General features: G+C 68.4%; 22 protein-coding genes. 15 read left to right on the top strand and 7 right to left on the bottom strand.

Going from position 1 to position 20,410, the window contains the following annotated elements; genetic code table 11:
- Positions 1 to 25: 25 nt before the first annotated feature.
- A complete protein-coding gene (gene murJ / locus ACLB90_RS15440) occupies positions 26 to 1,630 on the bottom strand; it encodes a murein biosynthesis integral membrane protein MurJ (RefSeq protein ID WP_411850287.1) in 1,605 nt (534 codons plus the stop codon).
- 116 nt (positions 1,631 to 1,746) lie between these two features.
- Between murJ and rpsT the strand changes: the two genes are divergently transcribed.
- Positions 1,747 to 2,016, top strand: a complete 270-nt coding sequence (gene rpsT, locus ACLB90_RS15435; RefSeq protein WP_017354922.1) for a 30S ribosomal protein S20 — start codon at positions 1,747 to 1,749, stop codon at positions 2,014 to 2,016.
- Positions 2,017 to 2,215: 199 nt separating this feature from the next.
- On the opposite strand, the gene obgE is transcribed toward rpsT, so the two are convergent.
- The 3 genes from obgE to rplU all read right to left on the bottom strand — a co-directional run bounded on the left by obgE (position 2,216) and on the right by rplU (position 4,056).
- On the bottom strand, positions 2,216 to 3,268 hold the full coding sequence (gene obgE, locus ACLB90_RS15430) for a GTPase ObgE (RefSeq protein ID WP_411850286.1): 1,053 nt from the start codon (positions 3,266 to 3,268) through the stop codon (positions 2,216 to 2,218).
- Positions 3,269 to 3,462: 194 nt separating this feature from the next.
- Positions 3,463 to 3,723 carry a 50S ribosomal protein L27 gene (gene rpmA, locus ACLB90_RS15425; RefSeq protein WP_017354924.1) on the bottom strand — a complete coding sequence of 87 codons (261 nt, stop codon included), beginning with the start codon at positions 3,721 to 3,723 and terminating at the stop codon, positions 3,463 to 3,465.
- 15 nt (positions 3,724 to 3,738) lie between these two features.
- On the bottom strand, positions 3,739 to 4,056 hold the full coding sequence (rplU, locus tag ACLB90_RS15420; RefSeq protein WP_019184518.1) for a 50S ribosomal protein L21: 318 nt from the start codon (positions 4,054 to 4,056) through the stop codon (positions 3,739 to 3,741).
- Positions 4,057 to 4,350: 294 nt separating this feature from the next.
- On the opposite strand from rplU, the gene uvrA reads away from it, so the two are divergent.
- Together uvrA and ACLB90_RS15410 are read left to right on the top strand one after the other, a co-directional pair.
- Complete coding sequence (uvrA, locus tag ACLB90_RS15415) at positions 4,351 to 7,341, top strand: excinuclease ABC subunit UvrA (protein WP_411850285.1); 2,991 nt, start codon at positions 4,351 to 4,353, stop codon at positions 7,339 to 7,341.
- Positions 7,341 to 7,745, top strand: a complete 405-nt coding sequence (locus ACLB90_RS15410) for an acyl-CoA thioesterase (protein WP_017354927.1) — start codon at positions 7,341 to 7,343, stop codon at positions 7,743 to 7,745. Before uvrA ends, ACLB90_RS15410 begins: the two co-directional genes overlap by 1 nt.
- Positions 7,746 to 8,002: 257 nt before the next feature.
- Here ACLB90_RS15410 and ACLB90_RS15405 read toward each other — a convergent pair whose 3' ends face one another.
- Positions 8,003 to 8,446 carry a copper chaperone PCu(A)C gene (locus ACLB90_RS15405; protein WP_411852772.1) on the bottom strand — a complete coding sequence of 148 codons (444 nt, stop codon included), beginning with the start codon at positions 8,444 to 8,446 and terminating at the stop codon, positions 8,003 to 8,005.
- A 34-nt stretch (positions 8,447 to 8,480) separates the two neighbouring features.
- On the opposite strand from ACLB90_RS15405, the gene ACLB90_RS15400 reads away from it, so the two are divergent.
- From ACLB90_RS15400 to ACLB90_RS15385, 4 genes are all read left to right on the top strand, one after another.
- Positions 8,481 to 9,260 (top strand): enoyl-CoA hydratase/isomerase family protein, encoded by a 780-nt coding sequence (locus tag ACLB90_RS15400; RefSeq protein ID WP_411850284.1) that lies wholly within the window; start codon positions 8,481 to 8,483, stop codon positions 9,258 to 9,260.
- 187 nt (positions 9,261 to 9,447) lie between these two features.
- Positions 9,448 to 10,356, top strand: coding sequence for an acyl-CoA thioesterase II (tesB, locus tag ACLB90_RS15395; RefSeq protein ID WP_411850283.1), 909 nt, complete (start codon positions 9,448 to 9,450; stop codon positions 10,354 to 10,356).
- A 6-nt stretch (positions 10,357 to 10,362) separates the two neighbouring features.
- Positions 10,363 to 10,878, top strand: coding sequence for a putative signal transducing protein (locus ACLB90_RS15390; RefSeq protein WP_411850282.1), 516 nt, complete (start codon positions 10,363 to 10,365; stop codon positions 10,876 to 10,878).
- A gap of 182 nt (positions 10,879 to 11,060) precedes the next feature.
- Entirely contained in the window at positions 11,061 to 12,266 is a 1,206-nt protein-coding gene (locus tag ACLB90_RS15385; protein ID WP_411850281.1) for an RNA polymerase sigma factor, read from the top strand.
- A gap of 87 nt (positions 12,267 to 12,353) precedes the next feature.
- Here ACLB90_RS15385 and ACLB90_RS15380 read toward each other — a convergent pair whose 3' ends face one another.
- Positions 12,354 to 12,932: an EF-hand domain-containing protein gene (locus ACLB90_RS15380; RefSeq protein ID WP_411850280.1), complete on the bottom strand. Its 579-nt coding sequence runs from the start codon at positions 12,930 to 12,932 to the stop codon at positions 12,354 to 12,356.
- Between the two features lie 155 nt (positions 12,933 to 13,087).
- Between ACLB90_RS15380 and ACLB90_RS15375 the strand changes: the two genes are divergently transcribed.
- Complete coding sequence (locus ACLB90_RS15375; RefSeq protein WP_411850279.1) at positions 13,088 to 13,843, top strand: arginyltransferase; 756 nt, start codon at positions 13,088 to 13,090, stop codon at positions 13,841 to 13,843.
- Between the two features lie 37 nt (positions 13,844 to 13,880).
- Positions 13,881 to 15,086, top strand: coding sequence for an endonuclease/exonuclease/phosphatase family protein (locus tag ACLB90_RS15370; protein ID WP_411850278.1), 1,206 nt, complete (start codon positions 13,881 to 13,883; stop codon positions 15,084 to 15,086).
- Positions 15,087 to 15,166: 80 nt separating this feature from the next.
- Here the strand turns inward: ACLB90_RS15370 and purT are convergent, their stop codons facing one another.
- Positions 15,167 to 16,354 carry a formate-dependent phosphoribosylglycinamide formyltransferase gene (gene purT / locus ACLB90_RS15365; protein WP_411850277.1) on the bottom strand — a complete coding sequence of 396 codons (1,188 nt, stop codon included), beginning with the start codon at positions 16,352 to 16,354 and terminating at the stop codon, positions 15,167 to 15,169.
- Positions 16,355 to 16,492: 138 nt separating this feature from the next.
- Between purT and ACLB90_RS15360 the strand changes: the two genes are divergently transcribed.
- From ACLB90_RS15360 to ACLB90_RS15335, 6 genes are read left to right on the top strand one after another with little or no spacing between them, the layout of a single operon-like run.
- Complete coding sequence (locus tag ACLB90_RS15360) at positions 16,493 to 17,377, top strand: SPFH domain-containing protein (protein ID WP_411850276.1); 885 nt, start codon at positions 16,493 to 16,495, stop codon at positions 17,375 to 17,377.
- Between the two features lie 4 nt (positions 17,378 to 17,381).
- Positions 17,382 to 17,561, top strand: coding sequence for an Arc family DNA binding domain-containing protein (locus tag ACLB90_RS15355; RefSeq protein WP_411850275.1), 180 nt, complete (start codon positions 17,382 to 17,384; stop codon positions 17,559 to 17,561).
- Positions 17,558 to 17,737 (top strand): DUF4177 domain-containing protein, encoded by a 180-nt coding sequence (locus tag ACLB90_RS15350; protein ID WP_411850274.1) that lies wholly within the window; start codon positions 17,558 to 17,560, stop codon positions 17,735 to 17,737. The genes ACLB90_RS15355 and ACLB90_RS15350 overlap by 4 nt, the downstream gene beginning before the upstream one ends.
- A gap of 1 nt (position 17,738) precedes the next feature.
- The gene (locus tag ACLB90_RS15345; RefSeq protein ID WP_411850273.1) at positions 17,739 to 19,037 is read left to right on the top strand and encodes an alpha/beta fold hydrolase; all 1,299 of its coding nucleotides are present in this window, start codon (positions 17,739 to 17,741) and stop codon (positions 19,035 to 19,037) included.
- The gene (locus ACLB90_RS15340; RefSeq protein ID WP_411850272.1) at positions 19,034 to 19,588 is read left to right on the top strand and encodes a PH domain-containing protein; all 555 of its coding nucleotides are present in this window, start codon (positions 19,034 to 19,036) and stop codon (positions 19,586 to 19,588) included. Before ACLB90_RS15345 ends, ACLB90_RS15340 begins: the two co-directional genes overlap by 4 nt.
- A 9-nt stretch (positions 19,589 to 19,597) precedes the next feature.
- A complete protein-coding gene (locus tag ACLB90_RS15335) occupies positions 19,598 to 20,407 on the top strand; it encodes a M15 family metallopeptidase (protein WP_411850271.1) in 810 nt (269 codons plus the stop codon).
- The last annotated feature ends 3 nt before the right edge of the window (positions 20,408 to 20,410 follow it).

The raw sequence follows: 20,410 nt of genomic DNA, 5'->3' as shown, positions 1-20,410 counted from the left end.
GAAGTATAGCCGGGTGCCCGCCGGATCAATGCTCGCGCAGGTGACGCGGGCGGAAGCCCATCGCCACCAGGGCCAGCAGATAGGTCAGACCACCGCCGCCGACCAGCACGGCCAGGTTGCCGATGCGGTGCCATTTGTCCATGCCGGTGAAGTCCGTCATGAGCTGCAGCAGCCCCAGCAGCACCGCCACCATCGCCGCACAGGCCAGCCCCAGCTTCGTCACGTACCCGCCCCAGCCCGGCCGCGGCTGGTACACCCGGGTCTTGCCCAGCCAGTACCAGAGCAGGCCCAGGTTCAGGTAACTGGACAGTGCGCTGGCGATGCCCAGGGCCAGGTGCAGGCCGGGCTGCTTGCCCAGCGCCACCCAGACCCCCTGCGCCTTCAGGGCCTCGGGCACCATCAGGTGGTACAGCACGGCCAGCAGCGCGAAGTTGAAGACCATGTTGGCCACCAGCGCGACCAGACCGGCCCGCACCGGCGTACTCGTGTCCTGGCGGGCGTAGAACGCCGGCAGCACCACTTTCAGCAGGGCGAACGCCGGCAGGGCCAGGCTCAGGCCGTACACCGACAGCGCGGTCATGCGGGTATCGAACGGGGTGAACTGGCCGTGCTGGAACAGCGTGGCGATCAGCGGCTCGGCCAGCAGCAGCAGGCCGAGCATGGCCGGCACCGCGATCAGCAGCGTGGTGCGCAGACCCCAGTCCAGGGCATTGGAGAAGCCGACCTTGTCGGTACTGACGTGATGGCGGGCCAGCGCGGGCAGGATCACCGTGCCCAGCGCCACCCCGAACACGCCCAGCGGCAGTTCCAGGAAGCGGTCGGCCAGCGACAGCCAGGACTGCGAGCCGTCGGTCAGCTTGGCGGCGATCACCGTGTCCAGCAGCAGGTTGATCTGGGCCACCGAGGAGCCGAACAGGGTGGGCACCATCAGGGTCAGCACCTTGCGCACGCCCGGGTGGTTCCAGCCCCAGCGCGGCAGCGTGAGCAGGTTGATGCCCTTCAGCGACGGCAGTTGGAACAGCAGCTGCAGCAGGCCCGCCGCCAGCACCGCCCAGCCCAGGGCCAGGATCTGCTTCTCGGGGGTTCCACCCAGCTGCGGCGCCAGCCACAGCGCGCCGGCGATCATGCACAGGTTGAGGATGACCGGGGTCAACGCCGGCATCGCGAAGCGCTGGAAGCTGTTCAGCGCTCCGCCGGCCAGGGCCGTCAGCGAGACGAACAGCAGGAACGGGAAGGTCAGCCGGAACAGGTCCACCAGCAGGCCGTGCTTGGCCGGGTCGGTATCGACCCCGCTGGAGAACAGGGTGGCCAGCTGGGGAGCGAAGATCAGCGCCAGCGCGGTCACCAGCAGCAGCACTCCGCCGAGCGTGCCGGCCACCCGCGACATCAGCTCGCGCAGCTCGGCATGCGAGCGGGTCTCCTTCACCTCCGTGAACACCGGGACGAAGGCGGTGGCGAACGAGCCCTCCGCGAACAGCCGGCGCAGGAAATTGGGCACCCGGAAGGCGACCCAGAAGGCATCGGTCACCGCATTGGTGCCGAACGTGGTGGTCACGGCCAGGTCGCGCACCAACCCCAGTACCCGCGAAATCATGGTCATGCTGCTGAACGACAGCAGGCCCCGCAACATCTTCGGTGAACTCACCCGTGTTCCCTCTTGACAATTGACTTGACGTACATTTTTCGAGCCATCATACTTTCCAGCTTGCTGTTCCCATTACACCGATTTTTCAGGAAACCACCACTGTGGCCAATATCAAGTCCGCCAAGAAGCGCGCCAAGCAGACCGTCGTGCGCAACGCGCGCAACACGGCTCAGCGTTCGATGCTGCGCACCGCTGTCAAGAAGGTGATCAAGGCTCTGGATGCCAATGACGCCGCCGGCGCCGAGGCAGCCTTTGCCGTCGCCCAGCCGATCCTCGACCGTTTCAGCTCGCGTGGTCTGATCCACAAGAACAAGGCTGCTCGCCACAAGAGCCGCCTGACCGCGCGCATCAAGGCCCTCAAGGCCGCCTGATACGGCGAAGCGACTGCCGGAAGCCCTGCTTTCGGCGGTACAGAAAAGCCCGGCCCTGGCCGGGTTTTTTGTTGGGCGGCATCCACGTGCGGCGTGCGCGCCGCGGACCGGACAGCGCCCGGCAGCGCGGCGCGGAATGCCGGGCGCACCACAGAAAAACCCGGCCGAAGCCGGGTTGTTCAGGGGCGCGCGGGTGCGCTCAGTACGCATCGCGCGCTTGCGCCTCGTCTTCCTTCTGGCGGTCGAAGAACGCCATGATGTTGGTCATGATCGGCCAGGTGCCTTCACGGCCCAGCGCCGAGACCAGGTACCACGGCTGGGTCCAGCCCAGCTCGGCGATGATCTTCTCGGCAGCGGCCTTGGCCTCGTCCTCGAACATCAGGTCGGCCTTGTTGAGCACCAGCCAGCGCGGCTTCTGCAGCAGCTCCGGATCGTGCTTCTCCAGCTCGCGCTCGATCGCCCGCACCTGCTCGATCGGCGACACGCCTTCCACGCCGCCTTCCATCGGGGAGATGTCCACGAGGTGCAGCAGCAGGCGGGTGCGCTGCAGGTGGCGCAGGAACTGCGCGCCCAGGCCGGCACCGTCGGCGGCACCTTCGATCAGGCCGGGAATGTCGGCGATCACGAAGCTGCGGTAATTCTCGACCCGGACCACGCCCAGATTCGGATACAGCGTGGTGAACGGATAGTCGGCCACCTTCGGGGTTGCCGCGGACACGGCGCGGATCAGGGTGCTCTTGCCGGCGTTCGGGAAGCCGAGCAGGCCAACGTCGGCCAGCAGCTTCAGTTCCAGCTTGAGCAGGCGCTCCTCGCCCTCTTCGCCCGGCAGCGCCTGGCGCGGCGAACGGTTGGTGGAGCTCTTGAAGTGCATGTTGCCCAGGCCGCCCTTGCCGCCCTTGGCCACCAGCAGGCGATCGCCATGCCCGGTCAGGTCGCCGATCACTTCGTCGGTGCTGACGTTCATCACTACGGTGCCGACCGGCACGGTGATGACCAGGTCTTCGCCGCCCTTGCCGTAGGCCTGGCGGCCCATGCCGTTCTCGCCGCGCTGCGCCTTGAAGATGCGCTCGTGGCGGAAGTCGACCAGGGTGTTCAGGTTTTCGTCGGCGCGGATCCACACGCTGCCGCCGTTGCCGCCATCGCCACCGTCCGGGCCGCCCAGCGGAATGAACTTCTCGCGACGGAAACCGACGCAGCCGTTGCCGCCATTGCCGGCGGTGACCTGGATTTCTGCTTCGTCTACAAGTTTCATGATTCTGGATGCCAACTGGAGGCGGCGGGCAGCGGATGCGCCCGACCGCAGAGTCTAACGTCCCCGGTACGATCCAGGGACGGTGGCGGGAAGGATCCCGCCAGGTATGCGTTCAACAAAACAAAAACCCCGCCGAAGCGGGGCTTTCGTCAGCGGCCCCACGCCGAGGCGTGGGCGCCTGCGTGTCGCGAAGATCAGGCTTCGGCGACGACGCTGACGGTACGACGCTTCTTCGGGCCCTTCACCGAGAACTCCACCTTGCCGTCGATCAGCGCGAACAGGGTGTGGTCACGGCCGAGGCCGACGCCGGAACCCGGGTGGAACTGGGTGCCGCGCTGGCGCACGATGATGTTGCCGGCATCGATGGCCTGGCCACCGAAGATCTTGACGCCGAGGTACTTCGGGTTGGAGTCGCGACCGTTGCGCGAAGAGCCTACGCCCTTTTTATGTGCCATGACTGCTTCTCCTTATTACTTGCTGCCACCGGCGATGCCGGTGATCTCGATTTCGGTGTAGTACTGACGGTGACCCTGGCGCTTCATGTGGTGCTTACGGCGACGGAACTTGATGATCCGGACCTTGTCGGCACGACCCTGGGACACGACCTTGGCGGTGACCGAAGCGCCGCTCAGCGCGTCGCCCAGCTTGATGCCATCGCTGTCGCCCAGCATCAGGATGTTGTCGAACTTGATCTCGTTGCCGACTTCGACTTCGAGCTTTTCAACGCGGAGCGTTTCGCCCTGCGCCACGCGGTATTGCTTACCGCCGGTTACCAGTACTGCGTACATGACCAGACTTCCTCTGTAGTTATTGTGGTCTATGGACTGTCGCCATCGAGGGCGGACAGAAGCGGGATTTTAATGACTGACCCCGGCCCGGGTCAACCCACCCCCTGCCCCGGGACGCAATCCCCTGAACCCCGTTCAGGTTGAGGCCGGGCCGGTCTCAGGGAATGAGACACGGGGCTGGCAATGTCGCCGATTGCCCCCAAATCCCAAGCTCGGTAGGCTGACCGATTGCCGTCTCCGCTTGCCCCACCCGCTTGCCGACCCCTCGGGTCGAAGCCCCACAACGGATCCCCCATGGCGATGGATTTCATCCGCATCCGCGGCGCGCGGACGCACAATCTCAAGAACATCGATCTCGACCTGCCCCGCGACAAGCTCATCGTCATCACCGGTCTGTCCGGCTCGGGCAAGTCCTCGCTGGCCTTCGACACGATCTACGCCGAAGGCCAGCGCCGCTACGTGGAGTCGCTGTCGGCCTATGCCCGGCAGTTCCTGAGCGTGATGGAGAAGCCGGACCTGGACCACATCGAGGGTCTGTCCCCGGCGATCTCGATCGAGCAGAAGTCGACCTCGCACAACCCGCGTTCGACCGTGGGCACGATCACCGAGATCTACGACTACCTGCGCCTGCTGTATGCCCGTGTCGGCAGCCCGCGCTGCCCCGACCACGGCTACCCGCTGGAAGCGCAGACGGTCAGCCAGATGGTCGATCACGTACTCACGTTGGACCCGGAGCAGCGCTACATGCTGCTGGCCCCGGTGATCCGCGAGCGCAAGGGCGAGCATGCCCAGGTGTTCGACCAGCTGCGTGCGCAGGGTTTCGTGCGCGTGCGCGTGGACGGCGTGCTGCATGAGATCGATGCGGTGCCGCCGCTGGCGCTGCGCCAGAAGCACACCATCGAAGCGGTGATCGACCGCTTCCGCCCGCGCGAGGACATCAAGCAGCGCCTGGCCGAAAGCTTTGAAACCGCGCTGAAGCTCGGCGATGGCATGGTCTCGGTGCAGTCGCTGGATGTCGAGGACGCGCCGGCCCATCTGTTCTCGTCCAAGTACAGCTGCCCGGTCTGCGATTACTCGCTGCCGGAGCTGGAACCGCGCCTGTTCTCGTTCAACTCGCCGGTCGGCGCCTGCCCCGGCTGCGACGGCCTGGGCATGGCCGAGTTCTTCGATCCCTCGCGCGTGGTGGTGCACCCGGAGCTGTCGCTGTCGGCCGGGGCCGTGCGCGGCTGGGATCGCCGCAACGCGTACTACTTCCAGCTGATCGCCTCGCTGGCCAAGCACTACAAGTTCGACGTGGACGCGCCGTGGCAGAGCCTGCCCGAGGATGTGCGCCAGGCCGTGCTGTTCGGCAGCGGCGAGGAAACCATCACCTTCACCTACTTCACCGAGGCCGGCGGGCGCACCCAGCGCAAGCACCGCTTCGAGGGCATCATTCCCAACCTCGAGCGCCGCTACAAGGAAACCGAATCGGCGGCGGTGCGCGAGGAACTGGCCAAGTACATCAGCGAACGCGACTGCCCCGAGTGCCACGGCGCGCGCCTGAACAAGGCCGCCCGCAACGTCTTCGTGGCCGACCGTGCGCTGCCGGAACTGGTGGTGCTGCCGATCGACGAGGCGCTGACGTTCTTCAGCAGCATGAGCCTGCCGGGCTGGCGTGGCGAGATCGCCGGCAAGATCGTCAAGGAGATCGGCGAGCGGCTGGGCTTCCTGGTCGATGTGGGCCTGGATTACCTCACCCTGGAGCGCAAGGCCGACACCCTGTCCGGTGGCGAAGCCCAGCGCATCCGGCTGGCCAGCCAGATCGGTGCCGGCCTGGTCGGCGTGATGTACGTGCTGGACGAGCCGTCCATCGGCCTGCACCAGCGCGACAACGAGCGCCTGCTCGGCACCCTCACGCGCCTCCGCGACCTGGGCAACACGGTGATCGTGGTCGAGCATGACGAAGACGCCATCCGCCTGGCCGACTACGTGCTGGATATCGGCCCGGGCGCGGGCGTGCACGGCGGCGAGATCGTCGGCCAGGGCACCCTGCAGGACATCCTGGATGCGCCGCGTTCGCTCACCGGCCAGTACCTGTCGGGCAAGCGCGCCATCGAGATTCCGGCGCGCCGGCACAAGCCCAACCCGAAGATGACGCTGCACCTGCGCGGTGCCAGCGGCAACAACCTCAAGGGCGTGGACCTGGACATTCCGTCGGGCCTGCTGACCTGCATCACCGGCGTGTCCGGCTCGGGCAAGTCGACGCTGATCAACGACACCCTGTTCTCGCTGGCCGCCAACGAGATCAACGGCGCCTCGCACCCGATCGCGCCGTACAAGGAAGTCGACGGCCTGGACCTGTTCGACAAGGTGGTGGACATCGACCAGTCGCCGATCGGCCGCACGCCGCGCTCGAACCCGGCCACCTACACCGGTCTGTTCACCCCGCTGCGCGAGCTGTACGCGCAGGTGCCCGAAGCGCGTGCGCGCGGCTATTCGCCGGGGCGCTTCAGCTTCAACGTGCGTGGCGGCCGCTGCGAAGCCTGCCAGGGCGATGGCCTGATCAAGGTGGAGATGCACTTCCTGCCGGACGTGTACGTTCCCTGCGATGTCTGCCACGGCAAGCGCTACAACCGCGAAACGCTGGAGATCCTGTACAAGGGCTACAACATCAACGACGTGCTGCAGATGACCGTCGAAGATGCGCTGAAGCTGTTCGAGCCGGTGCCGTCCATCGCGCGCAAGCTGGAAACGCTGGTCGATGTGGGCCTGAGCTACATCAAGCTGGGCCAGAGCGCGACCACGCTGTCCGGTGGTGAAGCGCAGCGCGTGAAGCTGTCCAAGGAACTGTCGCGGCGCGATACCGGCCGCACCCTGTACATCCTCGACGAGCCGACCACGGGCCTGCACTTCCACGACATCGAAGCGCTGCTCGGCGTGCTGCACAAGCTGCGCGACGAGGGCAATACGGTGGTGGTGATCGAGCACAACCTCGACGTGATCAAGACCGCCGACTGGATCGTCGATCTGGGTCCGGAGGGCGGCCACCGCGGTGGCACCATCCTGGTCACCGGCACGCCGGAAGACGTGGCCGCACACCCGGCCTCGTACACCGGCCAGTTCCTGGCCAAGATGCTGCCCTCGACCAGCGCGCGCCCGGAACGCCCGGCCGCCGTGGCCAACAAGCCCGACGCCCGCCCACCCCGCAAGGTCAAGCCGGAGAAGCCGGCCAAGAAGGCCGCTGCTGCCAAGAGCAGTGGCAAGGCCAGCAAGACCAGCACCACCCGCAAGAAGAAGGACGCCTGATGAGCACCGACCACACGATCCTTGCCCGCGTACCGATCAGCGTGCGCTGGCGCGACATGGACAGCATGGGCCACGTCAACAACGCCAAGTACATCTCCTACCTGGAAGAGGCGCGCGTGCGCTGGATGCTGGGCGTGGACGGCGTATCGATGACCGACCGCATCGCGCCGGTGGTGGCCGCCACCAACGTCAACTACCGCCTCCCGATCGTGTGGCCCAACGACATCGTGGTGGAGCTGTTCGTGGAGCGGCTGGGCAACAGCAGCATCACCATCGGCCATCGCATCGTGGACCAGCAGGACGACACCCGCCTGTATTCGGACGGCAACGTGGTGGTGGTGTGGATGGATACGCAGACCGGCAAAAGCGCGCCCCTGCCCGACGCGATCCGCAACGCCTCGTAGAGCCGGGTTTTACCCGGCTGCCGTTGATTCGTTCATCAGGCCCCGATCATTGCCGCGCGTTGCGCGGCCAGCCGACCAACGGTCGGCTCTACCCCGCTCGCCCGGCACCCATCATTGCCGCGCGCACCCCGTAGAGCCGGGTTTTACCCGGCTGCCGTTGATTCGTTCATCAAGCCCCGATCATTGCCGCGCGTTGCGCGGCCAGCCGACCAACGGTCGGCTCTACCCCGCTCGGGCCCCATCATTGCCGCGCGGTGTCACGGCGTCGCTTTGCGGACCTGCAGGGTGGCATCCACCTTGCGCCCGTCTTCCAGGCTCAGCCGCAGCGGCACCTGCCCGCCTTCCTTCAGCGCGATGGCGGGCTGCATCAGCATCAGGTGCAGGCCACCGGGCTTCAGGTCCACTGTGGCGCCCGGCGCGATCGGCATCCGCTCTACCGCACGCATGCGGCTGACGCCATCCGCCAGGGTGGTTTCGTGCAGCGACACATCGCCGAATGCCTTGCTGCCCGCGCCGATCACGACCACCGCCGCGCGGCAGTCGTTGCGGATCGTTCCGTAACCTGCCGCCATCGGCATCGCGCCCGGCGGCAGCCGTACCCAGCCATCACGCACAGTCACGCACGCCGGTTCGGCCGCCACGGCCGATGCTGCGAACGCACACAGACCCAACAATACGCACACGAATGGTTTGGTTATCATCGCCTCAGTTCCCTGTCCGCAACGAGATCGCAGCATGACGACGCTTATCGAGGTGATCAACCACGGCTCCATCCGCGAGCTGCGGCTGGCGCGCCCGCCGGTCAACGCACTGGACACCGAGCTGTGCCGCCACCTGATCCATGCGGTCAACCAGGCCATGACCGACGACGTGCACGGCATCGTGCTGTCCGGCAGCGAGCGCATCTTCAGCGCCGGCATGGATGTGCCGCACCTGCTCGGCCACGGCGAGGACAAACACAAGCTGCTCGACAGCTGGCAGGCGTTCTTCGGTGCAGTGCGCACCCTGGCCGAATGCCGCGTGCCGGTGGTGGCGGCGCTGACCGGGCATGCGCCTGCCGGCGGCTGCGTACTGGCCCTGTGCTGCGACTACCGGGTGCTGGCGCGCAGCGCGGACCCGGCCCAGCCGACCGTGATCGGGCTGAACGAGGTGCAGGTGGGGCTGGTGGCCCCGGAAGGCATCCAGCGCCTGATGCGCCGCGTGGTCGGTCATCACCGCGCCACCCAGCTGCTGGTCGGTGGGGAAATGGTGCCGGCCGAACGGGCCCTGGAGATCGGCCTGGTGGACGAGCTGGCCGACGCGCCGCAGGTGGTGCCGCGCGCGGTCGCCTGGCTGCAGCGCCTGCTGAAGCTGCCGCGCCAGCCGATGCTGCTCACCCGCGCCATCGCCCGCGCCGATCTGCATGAGGCCCTGCATCCCGACCTGATCCAGCTGGACCGCTTCGTCGAGGCCTGGTACGCCCCGGACGCCCAGCAGGCCCTGCAGACCCTGGTCGCCCGCCTGGGCAAGGCCTGACCGCCACGCGGTGTGCCGGCCGCTGGCCGGCCCCCCGCATCTCCCCGACCAGGCGTTGCAGGGGTGCGCGCACCTGCCTGGGACGAGCCCTGCGCCACGGGGCGGCAGCGCGGATGCGGTGCCGCCATGCCGGCCAGCGGCCGGCACTACCCTATAATTCGGGTCCGCCCCCTGCCGGTTGCCCCCCTTGTCCGACACGCATGAACCCGTTGTTTCCGAGCTGATCGACCTGCTCACGCTGGAACGCCTGGAAGACAACCTGTTCCGCGGCCAGAGCCGCGACATCGGCACCAAGTATGTATTCGGTGGGCAGGTGCTGGGCCAGGCGCTGTCGGCCGCGCAGGCCACGGTGGAGAACGGCCGCCACGTGCATTCACTGCACGCGTATTTCCTGCGCGCCGGCAACATCGACCACCCCATCGTCTACGACGTGGACCGCACCCGCGATGGCGGCAGCTTCTCGGTGCGCCGTGTCACCGCGATCCAGCACGGCAAGGTGATCTTCTTCTGCGCGGCGTCGTTCCAGCAGGCCGAGAACGGTGCCGAGCACCAGCACAAGATGCCGGAAGTGCCGCAGCCGGAAGACATCGAGCCCAACCGCCCGCTGCCGCCGGAAGTGCTGGAGCGGCTGCCGATCAAGGTGCAGCGCTGGCTGTCGCGCGGCGGTCCCTTCGAGTTCCGCCACGTTTACCCGCGCGACGAACTCAATCCGCCCAAGCGCCCGCCCTACCACCAGGTGTGGCTGCGCCTGAACGAAACCGTGGGCGATGCGCCCGAGCTGCATCAGGCCCTGCTGGCCTACGCTTCGGACTTCCACCTGCTCGGCACCGCCACGTTCCCGCACGGCATCAGCTATTACCAGCCGCACGTGCAGATGGCCTCGCTCGACCACGCCATCTGGTTCCACCGCCCGTTCCGCGCCGACGACTGGCTGCTCTACTCGCTGGACAGCCCCAGCGCGCAGGATTCGCGCGGCCTGGCCCGCGGCCAGTTCTTCACCCGCGAGGGCGTGCTGGTTGCCAGCACCGCGCAGGAAGGGCTGATCCGTGTGGTCACCGACAGTGCCGCGGCCGCCGCCGTACCGGCCAAGGATTGATTCGATATGCGTCAGATTTTCAGCAGCCAGCGCGTGGAAACCGTGGAAGGCGTGGCCCAGCTGCTGCGCGATGCGGGCATCGAGGTGCGCATCACCAACGGGCGCTCGTACCACAGCAAGCGCGGCAGCCAGTTCAGCTATCTGGACACCAGCAAGGCCACCACCCACCCCACCCTGTGGGTGGTGCATGCCGACGACCAGCCGCGCGCGCGTGAAATCCTGCGCGACGCGCGCCTGCTGGAAACCACCCGGCGCGACCACCCCACCGCCGAGTTCGCGTTCCGCGACCAGGTGGGCGAGGTGGCGCCGCGCCGCAACTGGGCCTGGCGCATCCGCATCGGCCTGCTGCTGGTGATCGCGGCAGTGGCGATGGTGGTGGTGATGCGCCACCGTGGCGCACCCACGGCGGTGCCCGTACAGACACAGCAGGCGCAACCGCAGGCACCGGCAACACAGCCGGCACCGGCGCCCGAGGAAGAAGAGGTCCGCGTGCGGATCACGCCGCCGACCACACAACCGTAGCCCGACAGAGCCTGCCCGGATCGATCTGCGCCCATGCTGGTCTGTCCGGCGGGGCTGTCAGGCGTTCGTTGGGCCGGAGCGGAGAGCAGCCGACTGACAGTCGGCTCTACCACCGCCGACCCTGCCCGTCACATTCGCCGTCCTGCCGCGTCATGATGTCACCATCGCCAGGGACCGACGCCATGACCCCGCACCCGCTGACCATCACGCTGGAACGCGACCTGCCTGCCGCCGCAGGCGGTTGCCAGCAGTCCTACGGTCGCATCGTGCTGGCCTGCCAGAACACGGTGACCGCCATCGCCCTGGCGATCACCCGCGACGTGCAGGCCAGTGAGGACATCGCCCAGGAGGCCTTCATCAAGGCCTGGCAGCAGCTCAACCAGTTGCACAGCCACGCCAGCTTCCTGCCCTGGCTGCGCCAGATCACCCGCAATCTTGCCCGCGACTGGCTGCGCGCCAACCGTGGCCGCCCCCTGTCGGGCGAGGCGGCCGAGATCGCGATCAGCATGGCCGCCGATCCCGGCCCCAGCGCACCGGAGTATCTGCAGCGGGTGGAAGAAGAAGTGGCCGCCGAGGAGATCATTTCGGCGCTGCCCGAGGACAGCCGCGAAACGCTGCTGCTGTACTACCGCGAAGGCCAGCGCTCGCAGCAGGTGGCCGACCTGCTCGGGTTGAGCGACGCCGCCGTGCGCAAGCGCCTGTCGCGGGCGCGGGCCACCGTGCGTGAGGAGATGCTGCGCCGCTTCGGCGACTTCGCGCGCAGCTCGGCCCCCAGCGCGGCCTTCGCCACCACGGTGGTGTCGATGGCGCTGGTTGCCGCGCCCGGCACGGCCAGTGCGGCGATCCTGATCGGCACCGGTATCGGCACCGGCAAGCTGGGGCTGGGCGGTGCCAGCCTGTCCGGTGGCGCGGCGATGGGGTCGCTGGGCGCCGCCGCCAGCCAGAGCCACCTGTTCGGTACTGAGTTCGGCTGGGGCGCAGCCATCGGCGGCATGGTCGGCGGGGTGATCGGCAGCTACCTCGGCGGGCGCTACCTGATGCGCTACGCGGAAACCGATGCCGAGCGCGCCGCGGTGCGCGGCTTCGTGTACTACAGCACCCTCACCGCCATGCTGGTGTGCATGTTCGTGTTCGTCCTGACCGCCCTGCAGGTGGCCTGGTACTGGCCGCTGGGCACGCTGGTGATCGGCCTGGCCGTCACCAACTACCAGTGCCTGGTGCCGCTGCAGCGGATCATGGCGCCGATGATTGCCCGCGACGCCGCCCGCCACGGACGCAGCGGACCCACCTGGACATACCAGTGGATGTACGGCCACAAGGCGTTGATCGCGGTGAACCTGGTGATGGTGGTGGTGATCGTGCTGGCCTTGCGGCAGGGCCATGCCTGAGCCTGCAATGCACAACGCCGGTCGATGACCGGCGTTGTGGGGTGCCGGGCAGAGCCCGGCGTTACGTCGCGATGGACCGGCGCTGGGTCAGCGGGCCTTCGGCGCCGGCGCAGCGTCGCCACGGTGGCCGCCGCGCGGACCACCGAACGGGCCCTTGGCGGCGTCGAACTCGGCCTTGCTGATCTGGCCGTCCTTGTTGGTATCGGCAGCAGCGAACCACGCATCACGGCGCTGCTTCATGCGCAGCTCGCGGTCGGCCTTGTCCAGGTAGCCATCCTTGTTGACGTCCATCTGGTCGAAACGCGCAGCCAGGCGCGGATCGGCCTTGGCCTCCTCGCGGCTGATGCGGCCGTCCTTGTTGGTGTCCAGCTTGGCCAGCATGTCGCCACGGCCACCCGGCCCACGGCCGTGCCGCTTGCCGTGCCAGCGCGGCAGTTCCTCGCGCGACAGCTTGCCGTCCTTGTTGGCGTCCAGGGTGTCGAACTGCGCGGCAAGACGCGGCGCCTTCGCCGCTTCGGTACGGTCGATGACGCCATCGCCGTTGGTGTCCAGCTTGGCGCGCGCGGGCGCACCGGTCGGGCTCGGGGCATCGGCGGCCATCGCCAGACCGGCGGTGCCGGTGGTCAGCAGCAGGGCCACCAGCAGAAGGGGGTTGCGATTGCGCATGGGTCACTCCGGTTCGTAGGGAAATCCGCGTGCGGTGCGTTGGCACCCACAGCGGTAACAACGCGCGGGCGCCGCCCGGGTTGACCGGGCGGGCGGCCGCGTTCATGTGGCAGACAGTCGCGCCCCCTGCGACGCCCCGGCGCTATGCTGGGCACATGGCGATACACGGCGACCGCGACGACGAGCTGCGACTGTTCCAGACCGGTGACCACCCCTGTGGCTACTGGCCGGACCGGGCCGCGCGCGACCTGGTGCTCGATCCCCACGATGCGCGCCTGGGCGCGCTGTACCCGATGGCATTGAGCTGGGGCTTCCGCCGCTCGGGCGATCTGGTCTACCGCCCGCATTGCGCGCAGTGCCATGCCTGCGTGGCGGTCCGCGTGCCGGTGGCGCGTTTCGCTCCGGACCGCAGCCAGCGCCGCTGCCTGGCCCGCAACGCGGATCTGGATGTGCGGATCGTGGCGGCCGAACAGACCGAGGAGCAGTTCGCGCTGTACCACCGCTATCTCACCCACCGCCATGCCCAGGGCGGCATGGACGAACACGGTCCGCACGAGTTCGACCAGTTCCTGATCGGCCAGTGGTCGCAGGGCCGCTTCCTGGAAGTGCGCGGGCCGGGCCAGCCGGGACGCCGTGGCGACCTGCTGGGCGTGGCCGTCACCGACGTCACCACGCAGGGGCTGTCGGCCGTGTATACCTTCTTCGACCCTGACCATGCCGCACGTGGGCTGGGCACCTTCGCGATCCTGCAGCAGATCGCCTGGGCACGTCGCGAGCAGTTGCCGCACCTGTACCTGGGCTACTGGATCCGCGGCCACCGCAAGATGGACTACAAGCGCCGCTTCCGCCCGCTGGAGGCCTACGACGGCCGCCGCTGGCACGCATTCGACGACGACCTGGACGGGCGCTGACGCAGCATTGACATCGCACTGGGTGCAAAATGGCGGGATGAAAGCCCATCCCCTGATCCTCGCCCTGGCCCTGCTGTGCAGCGCCTGCGCCCAGAGCCCCGCCAAGACCGCCGCCATGCCGGACACTTCCTCCGCGCCGCTGCGGATTGCGACCTACAACACCTCGCTGTACAGCGACGAGACCGGCGGCCTGATCGCCGAGCTGGAAGGCGACAGCGAGCACGCGCGCAAGATTGCCGCCGTGCTGCAGCAGGTCCGCCCGGACCTGGTGCTGCTCAACGAATTCGACTACGACGACGCCCACCGCGCGGCCGACCTGTTCCAGCAGCGTTACCTGGAAACCGCCCAGCCCGGCGGCGGCGCGCCGCTGCACTACGCCTACCGCTACCTGGCCCCGGTCAACACCGGCGTGCAGAGCGGGCTGGACCTGGACAACAACGGCCAGATCGGCGGCGACGGCCGCGCGCGCGGCAACGATGCCTGGGGCTACGGCCTGCACCCGGGCCAGTACGGCATGCTGGTGCTGTCGCGCTACCCGATCGACGAAGCGAAGGTGCGCACCTTCCAGTTGCTGAAGTGGAGCACGATGCCCGGCGCGCTGCGCCCGATCGACCCGCGCACGGGCACGTCCTTCTACAACGACCACGTGTGGTCGCAGCTGCGCCTGTCCTCCAAATCGCATTGGGACGTGCCGGTGACGACGCCGAACGGCGTGGTCCACGCGCTGGTCTCGCACCCCACCCCGCCGGTGTTCGATGGACCGGAAAAGCGCAACGCCGCGCGCAACCACGATGAGCTGCGCCTGTGGCAGGCGTATCTGTCGGCCGGCGACACGCCCTGGCTGTGCGACGACCGCGGCCAGTGCGGCGGCCTGGTGCAGGACGCGCGCTTCGTGATCCTGGGCGACCTCAACAACGACCCGGTCGATGGGGATGGCCGCCACGAGGCGATTGTCGAGCTGATCGAGAACGCACGCGTGCTGCGCTACCCGACCCCGCGCAGCGTGGGCGCCGAGCAGACCAGCCTGGCCTATGCGGCCAAGGGCATCGTGCGCAAGGGTGCGCCGTTCCATGCCACCGGCGATTTCGGCCCGAAGTCGGGCACGATGCGCCTGGACTACGTGCTGCCCTCGGTCGGTTTCAGCTACGTGGGCAGCGGCGTGTTCTGGCCGGCCAACGAGCGCCCGGAGGCGAAGATCGCCGATGGCAGCGACCACCACCTGGTGTGGGTGGACGTGCGCTGAGAGCGTACCGACCAGCGGTCGGTACCTACCGTTTCAAGTACCGACCAGCGGTCGGTACCTGCCGTTTCATTGCGCTCCGGTCAGGGGCGCAGTTCGATGCCGATCGCCTCGGCCGCCTCGCGCGCGATGCGGCGCGCTTCGTCGATATCGCCGCCGCGCGCCAGGGTCACGCCAACGCGACGGTGGCCGTGCACGCTGGGCTTGCCGAACAGGCGCAGCGCCGTGTCGGGATGCACCAGCGCCGCGTCGACGTTGCTGAAGAACGGCACGCCTTCGCCATGCGCCAGCATCGCGCAGGACGCCGACGGCCCGCTCTGGCGGATCAGCGGGATAGGCAGGCCGAGAATGGCCCGGGCGTGCAGCGCGAACTCGCTCAGTTCCTGCGAGGCCAGGGTGACCAGGCCGGTGTCGTGCGGACGCGGCGAGACTTCACTGAACCACACCTCGTCGCCCTTCACGAACAGTTCCACACCGAACAGGCCCCAGCCGCCGAGATCGTCGGTGATGGCCTGCGAAATCTCTTCGGCACGCGCCAGCGCGCGCGGCGACATCGGCTGCGGCTGCCAGCTTTCGCGGTAGTCGCCGTCTTTCTGCCAGTGGCCGATCGGCGCGCAGAACGAGGTGCCGCCGGCATGGCGCACGGTGAGCAGGGTGATCTCGTAGTCGAAGTCGATGAAGCCTTCAACGATGCAGCGGCCCGCGCCGGCGCGGCCGCCGGTCTGCGCGTACTCCCAGGCGGGGGCAATGTCGGCCTCGCTGCGCAGGGTGCTCTGGCCCTTGCCGGACGAAGACATCACCGGCTTGACCACGCACGGCAGACCGATCGCGGCCACCGCAGCGCGGTACTCGGCCTCGGTATCCACGAAGCGATACGGCGAGGTCGGCAGCCCCAGGGTCTCGGCCGCGAGACGGCGGATGCCTTCGCGGTCCATCGTCAGGCGCGCGGCGCGCGCGGTGGGCACCACGCGCTGGCCCGTCTCCTGCTCCAGTTGCACCAGCGTTTCGGTATGGATGGCCTCGATCTCCGGCACGATCAGGTGCGGCTGCTCCTGGGCGATCAGCGCGCGCAGCGCCATCGCGTCGAGCATGTCGATCACATGCGCGCGATGCGCCACCTGCATCGCCGGGGCGTCGGCGTAGCGATCGGCGGCGATCACCTCCACGCCCAGCCGCTGCAGCTCGATGGCGACCTCCTTGCCCAGTTCGCCCGATCCCAGCAGCAGGACGCGGGTGGCGGAGGGAGACAGCGGCGTGCCGAGCGTGGTCATGGCGTTTTCCGGGCATCAGGGGCGGGTGGGCATTCTAGAGCGTGACGGCCGGCGACGGGATGATCGCGGCGGCCGGGGCACTTGCGGACTGATATCATTTTGATATCTTGGAGTCCCAACCTCCCAAGGACGATCCCCGTGAAAGAGAAACCCATCCGTTCAATGTCCGGTCTGGCCCTGCTCGCGCTGGTGCTGCTGGCGTTTGTGCTGGGCGGCGCCCTGTTTGTGGGCGGCATCATCGAGCAGAAGCAGGCCGGCGGCGCGCTGGCGGTGCTGTCGATCCTGGCGGGGCTGGTCATTGCCGGCCTGGCCCTCCTGCTGCTGGCCGGCCTGTACACCGTGCAACCCAACCAGGCGGCGGTGCTGAGCCTGTTCGGCAAGTACGTCGGCACGGTCAAGGACAACGGCCTGCGCTGGAACAACCCGTTCTTCAGCAAGAAGAAGGTCAGCCAGCGCGTGCGCAACTTCGAAAGCGGCAAGCTCAAGGTCAATGAACTGGACGGCAGCCCGATTGAAATCGCCGCGGTGATCGTCTGGCAGGTGGTGGATGCCTCCGAGGCGGTCTACAACGTGGACGACTACGAGAGCTTCGTGCACATCCAGTCCGAATCGGCCCTGCGCGCGATGGCCACCAGCTACCCCTACGACCAGCATGAAGACGGCCAGCTCTCGCTGCGCAGCCACGCCGCCGAGATCTCCCAGCACCTCAAGGACGAACTGGCCGAGCGGCTCGCCGACGCCGGCGTACAGGTGCTCGACGCACGCATCAGCCACCTCGCCTATGCCGCTGAAATCGCCCAGGCGATGCTGCAGCGCCAGCAGGCCAATGCGGTGATCGCGGCGCGCACGCGGATCGTGGCGGGTGCGGTGGGCATGGTCGAAATGGCCCTGGCCGAGCTGCAGAAGAACGGCGTGGTGCAGCTCGACGAAGAGCGCAAGGCGCACATGGTCAGCAACCTGTTGACCGTGCTGTGCTCGGACCGTGGCACCCAGCCGATCGTCAACGCCGGCTCGTTGTACTGACGTCGTGGCCGAGAAAAAAGCCTATCCGCTGCGCATCAACGCCGACGTGCTGGCGGCCGCGCAGCGCTGGGCCGATGACGAGCTGCGCAGCCTGAACGCACAGATCGAGTACGTGCTGCGCGACGCACTGCGCAAGGCCGGACGCCTTCCCAAACCGGATGCCAACAAGGAGAGCAAGCAATGAGCAAGCGGTGGAAGTACCTGACCGTGGAAGTGAAGCCCAGCTGGTCGGGGAAGATCGACATCGAGGAAGTCCAGTCGCAGTTGAACAGGCACGGCCAGCTCGGCTGGGAGCTGGTCAACATCGTCATGGCCGCGCCGATGACCGCAGCGGTCCTGGTCTTCAAACAGGAGGCCTGAGATGCGCACGACGCTCCTTCGCGGCGCCGCCCTGATGGTCGCCAGCCTGGCGCTGGCGGCCGCGGCCGCGCCGCCGGAACAGACCGCCACCGCCCTGCTGGACCGGCTGCAGGCCGGTGATGCGCAGGCGGCCGAGGCGCTGTTCACGCCGGAACTGGCCAAGGCCGCACCCGCGGCCACGCTGCAGGCGCTGTGGCAGTCCTTCGGCGAACCGCGCGGCCGCGGCGCGGCGCGGGTGACCGCCCACCAGGGCATGCAGGTTGTCGTGCAGCCCCTGCAGTTCGCCGCCGGCACGGTCGATGCGCAGGTGGCCGTGGATGCGGCCGGCCGTGTCGCCGGGCTGACCTTCCGGCCCGCCGCCACGCCTGCGGCGCCCGCCCCGGACGTGCCTGCCGGTGCCGGTTATCGCGAGCAGCCGCTGCAGGTTCCCACCACCCGGGGCACCCTTCCCGGCACGCTGGCCATGCCCGCCGGCACGGGGCCGTTCCGCGCGGTAGTGCTGGTGCATGGCTCCGGTCCACAGGACCGCGATGAAACCATCGGCGCCAACCGGCCCTTCCTGGACGTGGCGCGCGGATTGGCGGCGCAGGGCATCGCCGTCCTGCGTTACGACAAGCGTACCCACGCCCGTCCGCAGGATTTCAGCGGTACCGACTACACCGTGGACGATGAAACCACCGACGATGCGGTGGCCGCCATCGCGGCGCTGGCCGCTACCGCCGGTATCGATCCGCGGCACCTGTACGTGATGGGCCACAGCCAGGGCGGCATGCTGGCCCCGCGCATCGCCAGCCACTCGGGCAAGGTCGCCGGGGTGGTGCTGTGGTCCGCACCGGCGCGCTCGCTGCTCACCCTGCTGCCCGAACAGAACCGCTACCTGCTGGGTCTGGACGGCCAGATCAGTGCCGATGAGCAGGCCTTCCTGGACAAGCTCGATGCGCAGATCGCCGCCGCGCGTGGCACGGCACCGGCCGCCGCCGCCGACCTGCCGCTGGGCCAGCCAGCGCGGTACTGGCAGTCGTTCGAGGCGATCGATCCGGTTGCCGACGCGCGCGCATTGGCGCAGCCGATCCTGCTGCTGCAGGGCGGGCGCGACTTCCAGGTGGTGGATACCGACTGGCAGCTGTGGAGGCGCGGGCTGGCACGGCAACGTGCGGTCACCTTCCGCGACTACCCGGCACTGAATCACCTCGGCATCGCCGGCGAAGGTCCGGGATCGCTGAAGGAATACACCCGGCCCGGCCACGTGGCAGCGCCGCTGATCGATGACGTGGCCCGGTGGATCGGAGCACAGCCGTGAGCGCGGCACTCCCTGCCGCCCGCACCTTCGCGGTGGCCCCTGCAGCGGTGTGGCGGCTGCTGTGGCTGTGGGTGCCGCTGCTCGGCTGCGCAGGGGTGATCGTGGCCAGCACGCTGCAGTCCGACCAGCGCACCGCGCACGAACTGGCGTTGACCGTGCCGTTCCTGGCGCTTCTGCTGGCGGCGCTGACGGCAGCGTTTTTCCGCCGCCGCATCGGCCTGCAGGGCAGCACGCTGGACGTGCTGGCCACCTTCTACCGCAGGCGGGTAGCAGTGCAGGAAATGGTGCTGGGCAAGGCGCGGGTGGTGGACCTGGCCGAGCATGACACGCTCCGGCCGCGCAGGATGCTCAACGGCTACGGCGTGCCCGGCTTCAACGCCGGGCACTACCGGCTGCGCGACGGCACGCGTGCGTTCTGCCTGCTCACCGACGCCAGTCGCGCGCTGTACCTCCCCCTGCACGACGGCAGCGCGCTGCTGCTCAGCCCCGAACAGCCCCGCGCCCTGCTGGAGGCACTGCAGGCGCTGGCCGGGCCTGCGGCCACGCACTAAGCTGGGCACATGCGCCGATCCCCTGCCCTGCTGATCAATACCGCCGAGATCGAACTGTGGCCCGGCGGCCTGCTGCGCGCACGCGGCAACGCCGATGCGCGTGCCTTGGCGAATGCCCACACGGTGTTGCGGCGCAAGCGTGATGGCCGCTACCTGGCGGCGGTATCCGCGCAGGGCGTGCTGCCACTGGTGCCGCGACTGATGCGCGAACCCGGCATCGATGCGGCGCTGGATGCGCTCGAACAGCACCTCACCGGGCGCGAGCGTGCGCATGATCTCGATGCGCTGCTGCCCCTGCACGGGCTGGCACTGCGCCTGGCGCAGCTCGGGGTCGATGCGCAAGCCTACGAGCGCACTACCGGGCTGGCACTGGAAGCCGAACCGGCACGGCTGCAGTTCGCCGGCCGCGACCGCTACCGTCGCCCGTTGTGGCTGCACCATCGCGCGGCGCGCAGCTGGCAGCGCATGCGCGCCCAGGCCGCCGCCGACGGGATCGTACTGGAGGCCATCTCCGGCTATCGCAGCCACGATTACCAGCTCGGCATTTTCGAGCGCAAACGCGCGCGTGGACTGGCCGTGGCCGATATCCTCACCGTCAACGCAGCACCGGGCTACAGCGAGCACCACAGCGGTCGCGCGCTGGACATCGCCAGCCCGGGCGAACCGCCGGCAGAAGAGAGCTTCGAGGCGACCGCTGCCTTCGCCTGGCTGACCGCGCACGCGGCCGCATCCGGCTTCCAGCTGAGCTACCCACGCGACAATCCACACGGCATCGTCTACGAACCCTGGCACTGGTGCTGGCGTCCGGCGGGCGATTAGTCT

Origin of the sequence: Stenotrophomonas sp. LGBM10 (assembly GCF_046736075.1) — a bacterium.
Lineage (GTDB): Bacteria > Pseudomonadota > Gammaproteobacteria > Xanthomonadales > Xanthomonadaceae > Stenotrophomonas.
This window is presented reverse-complemented; position numbering and strand designations above follow the sequence as displayed.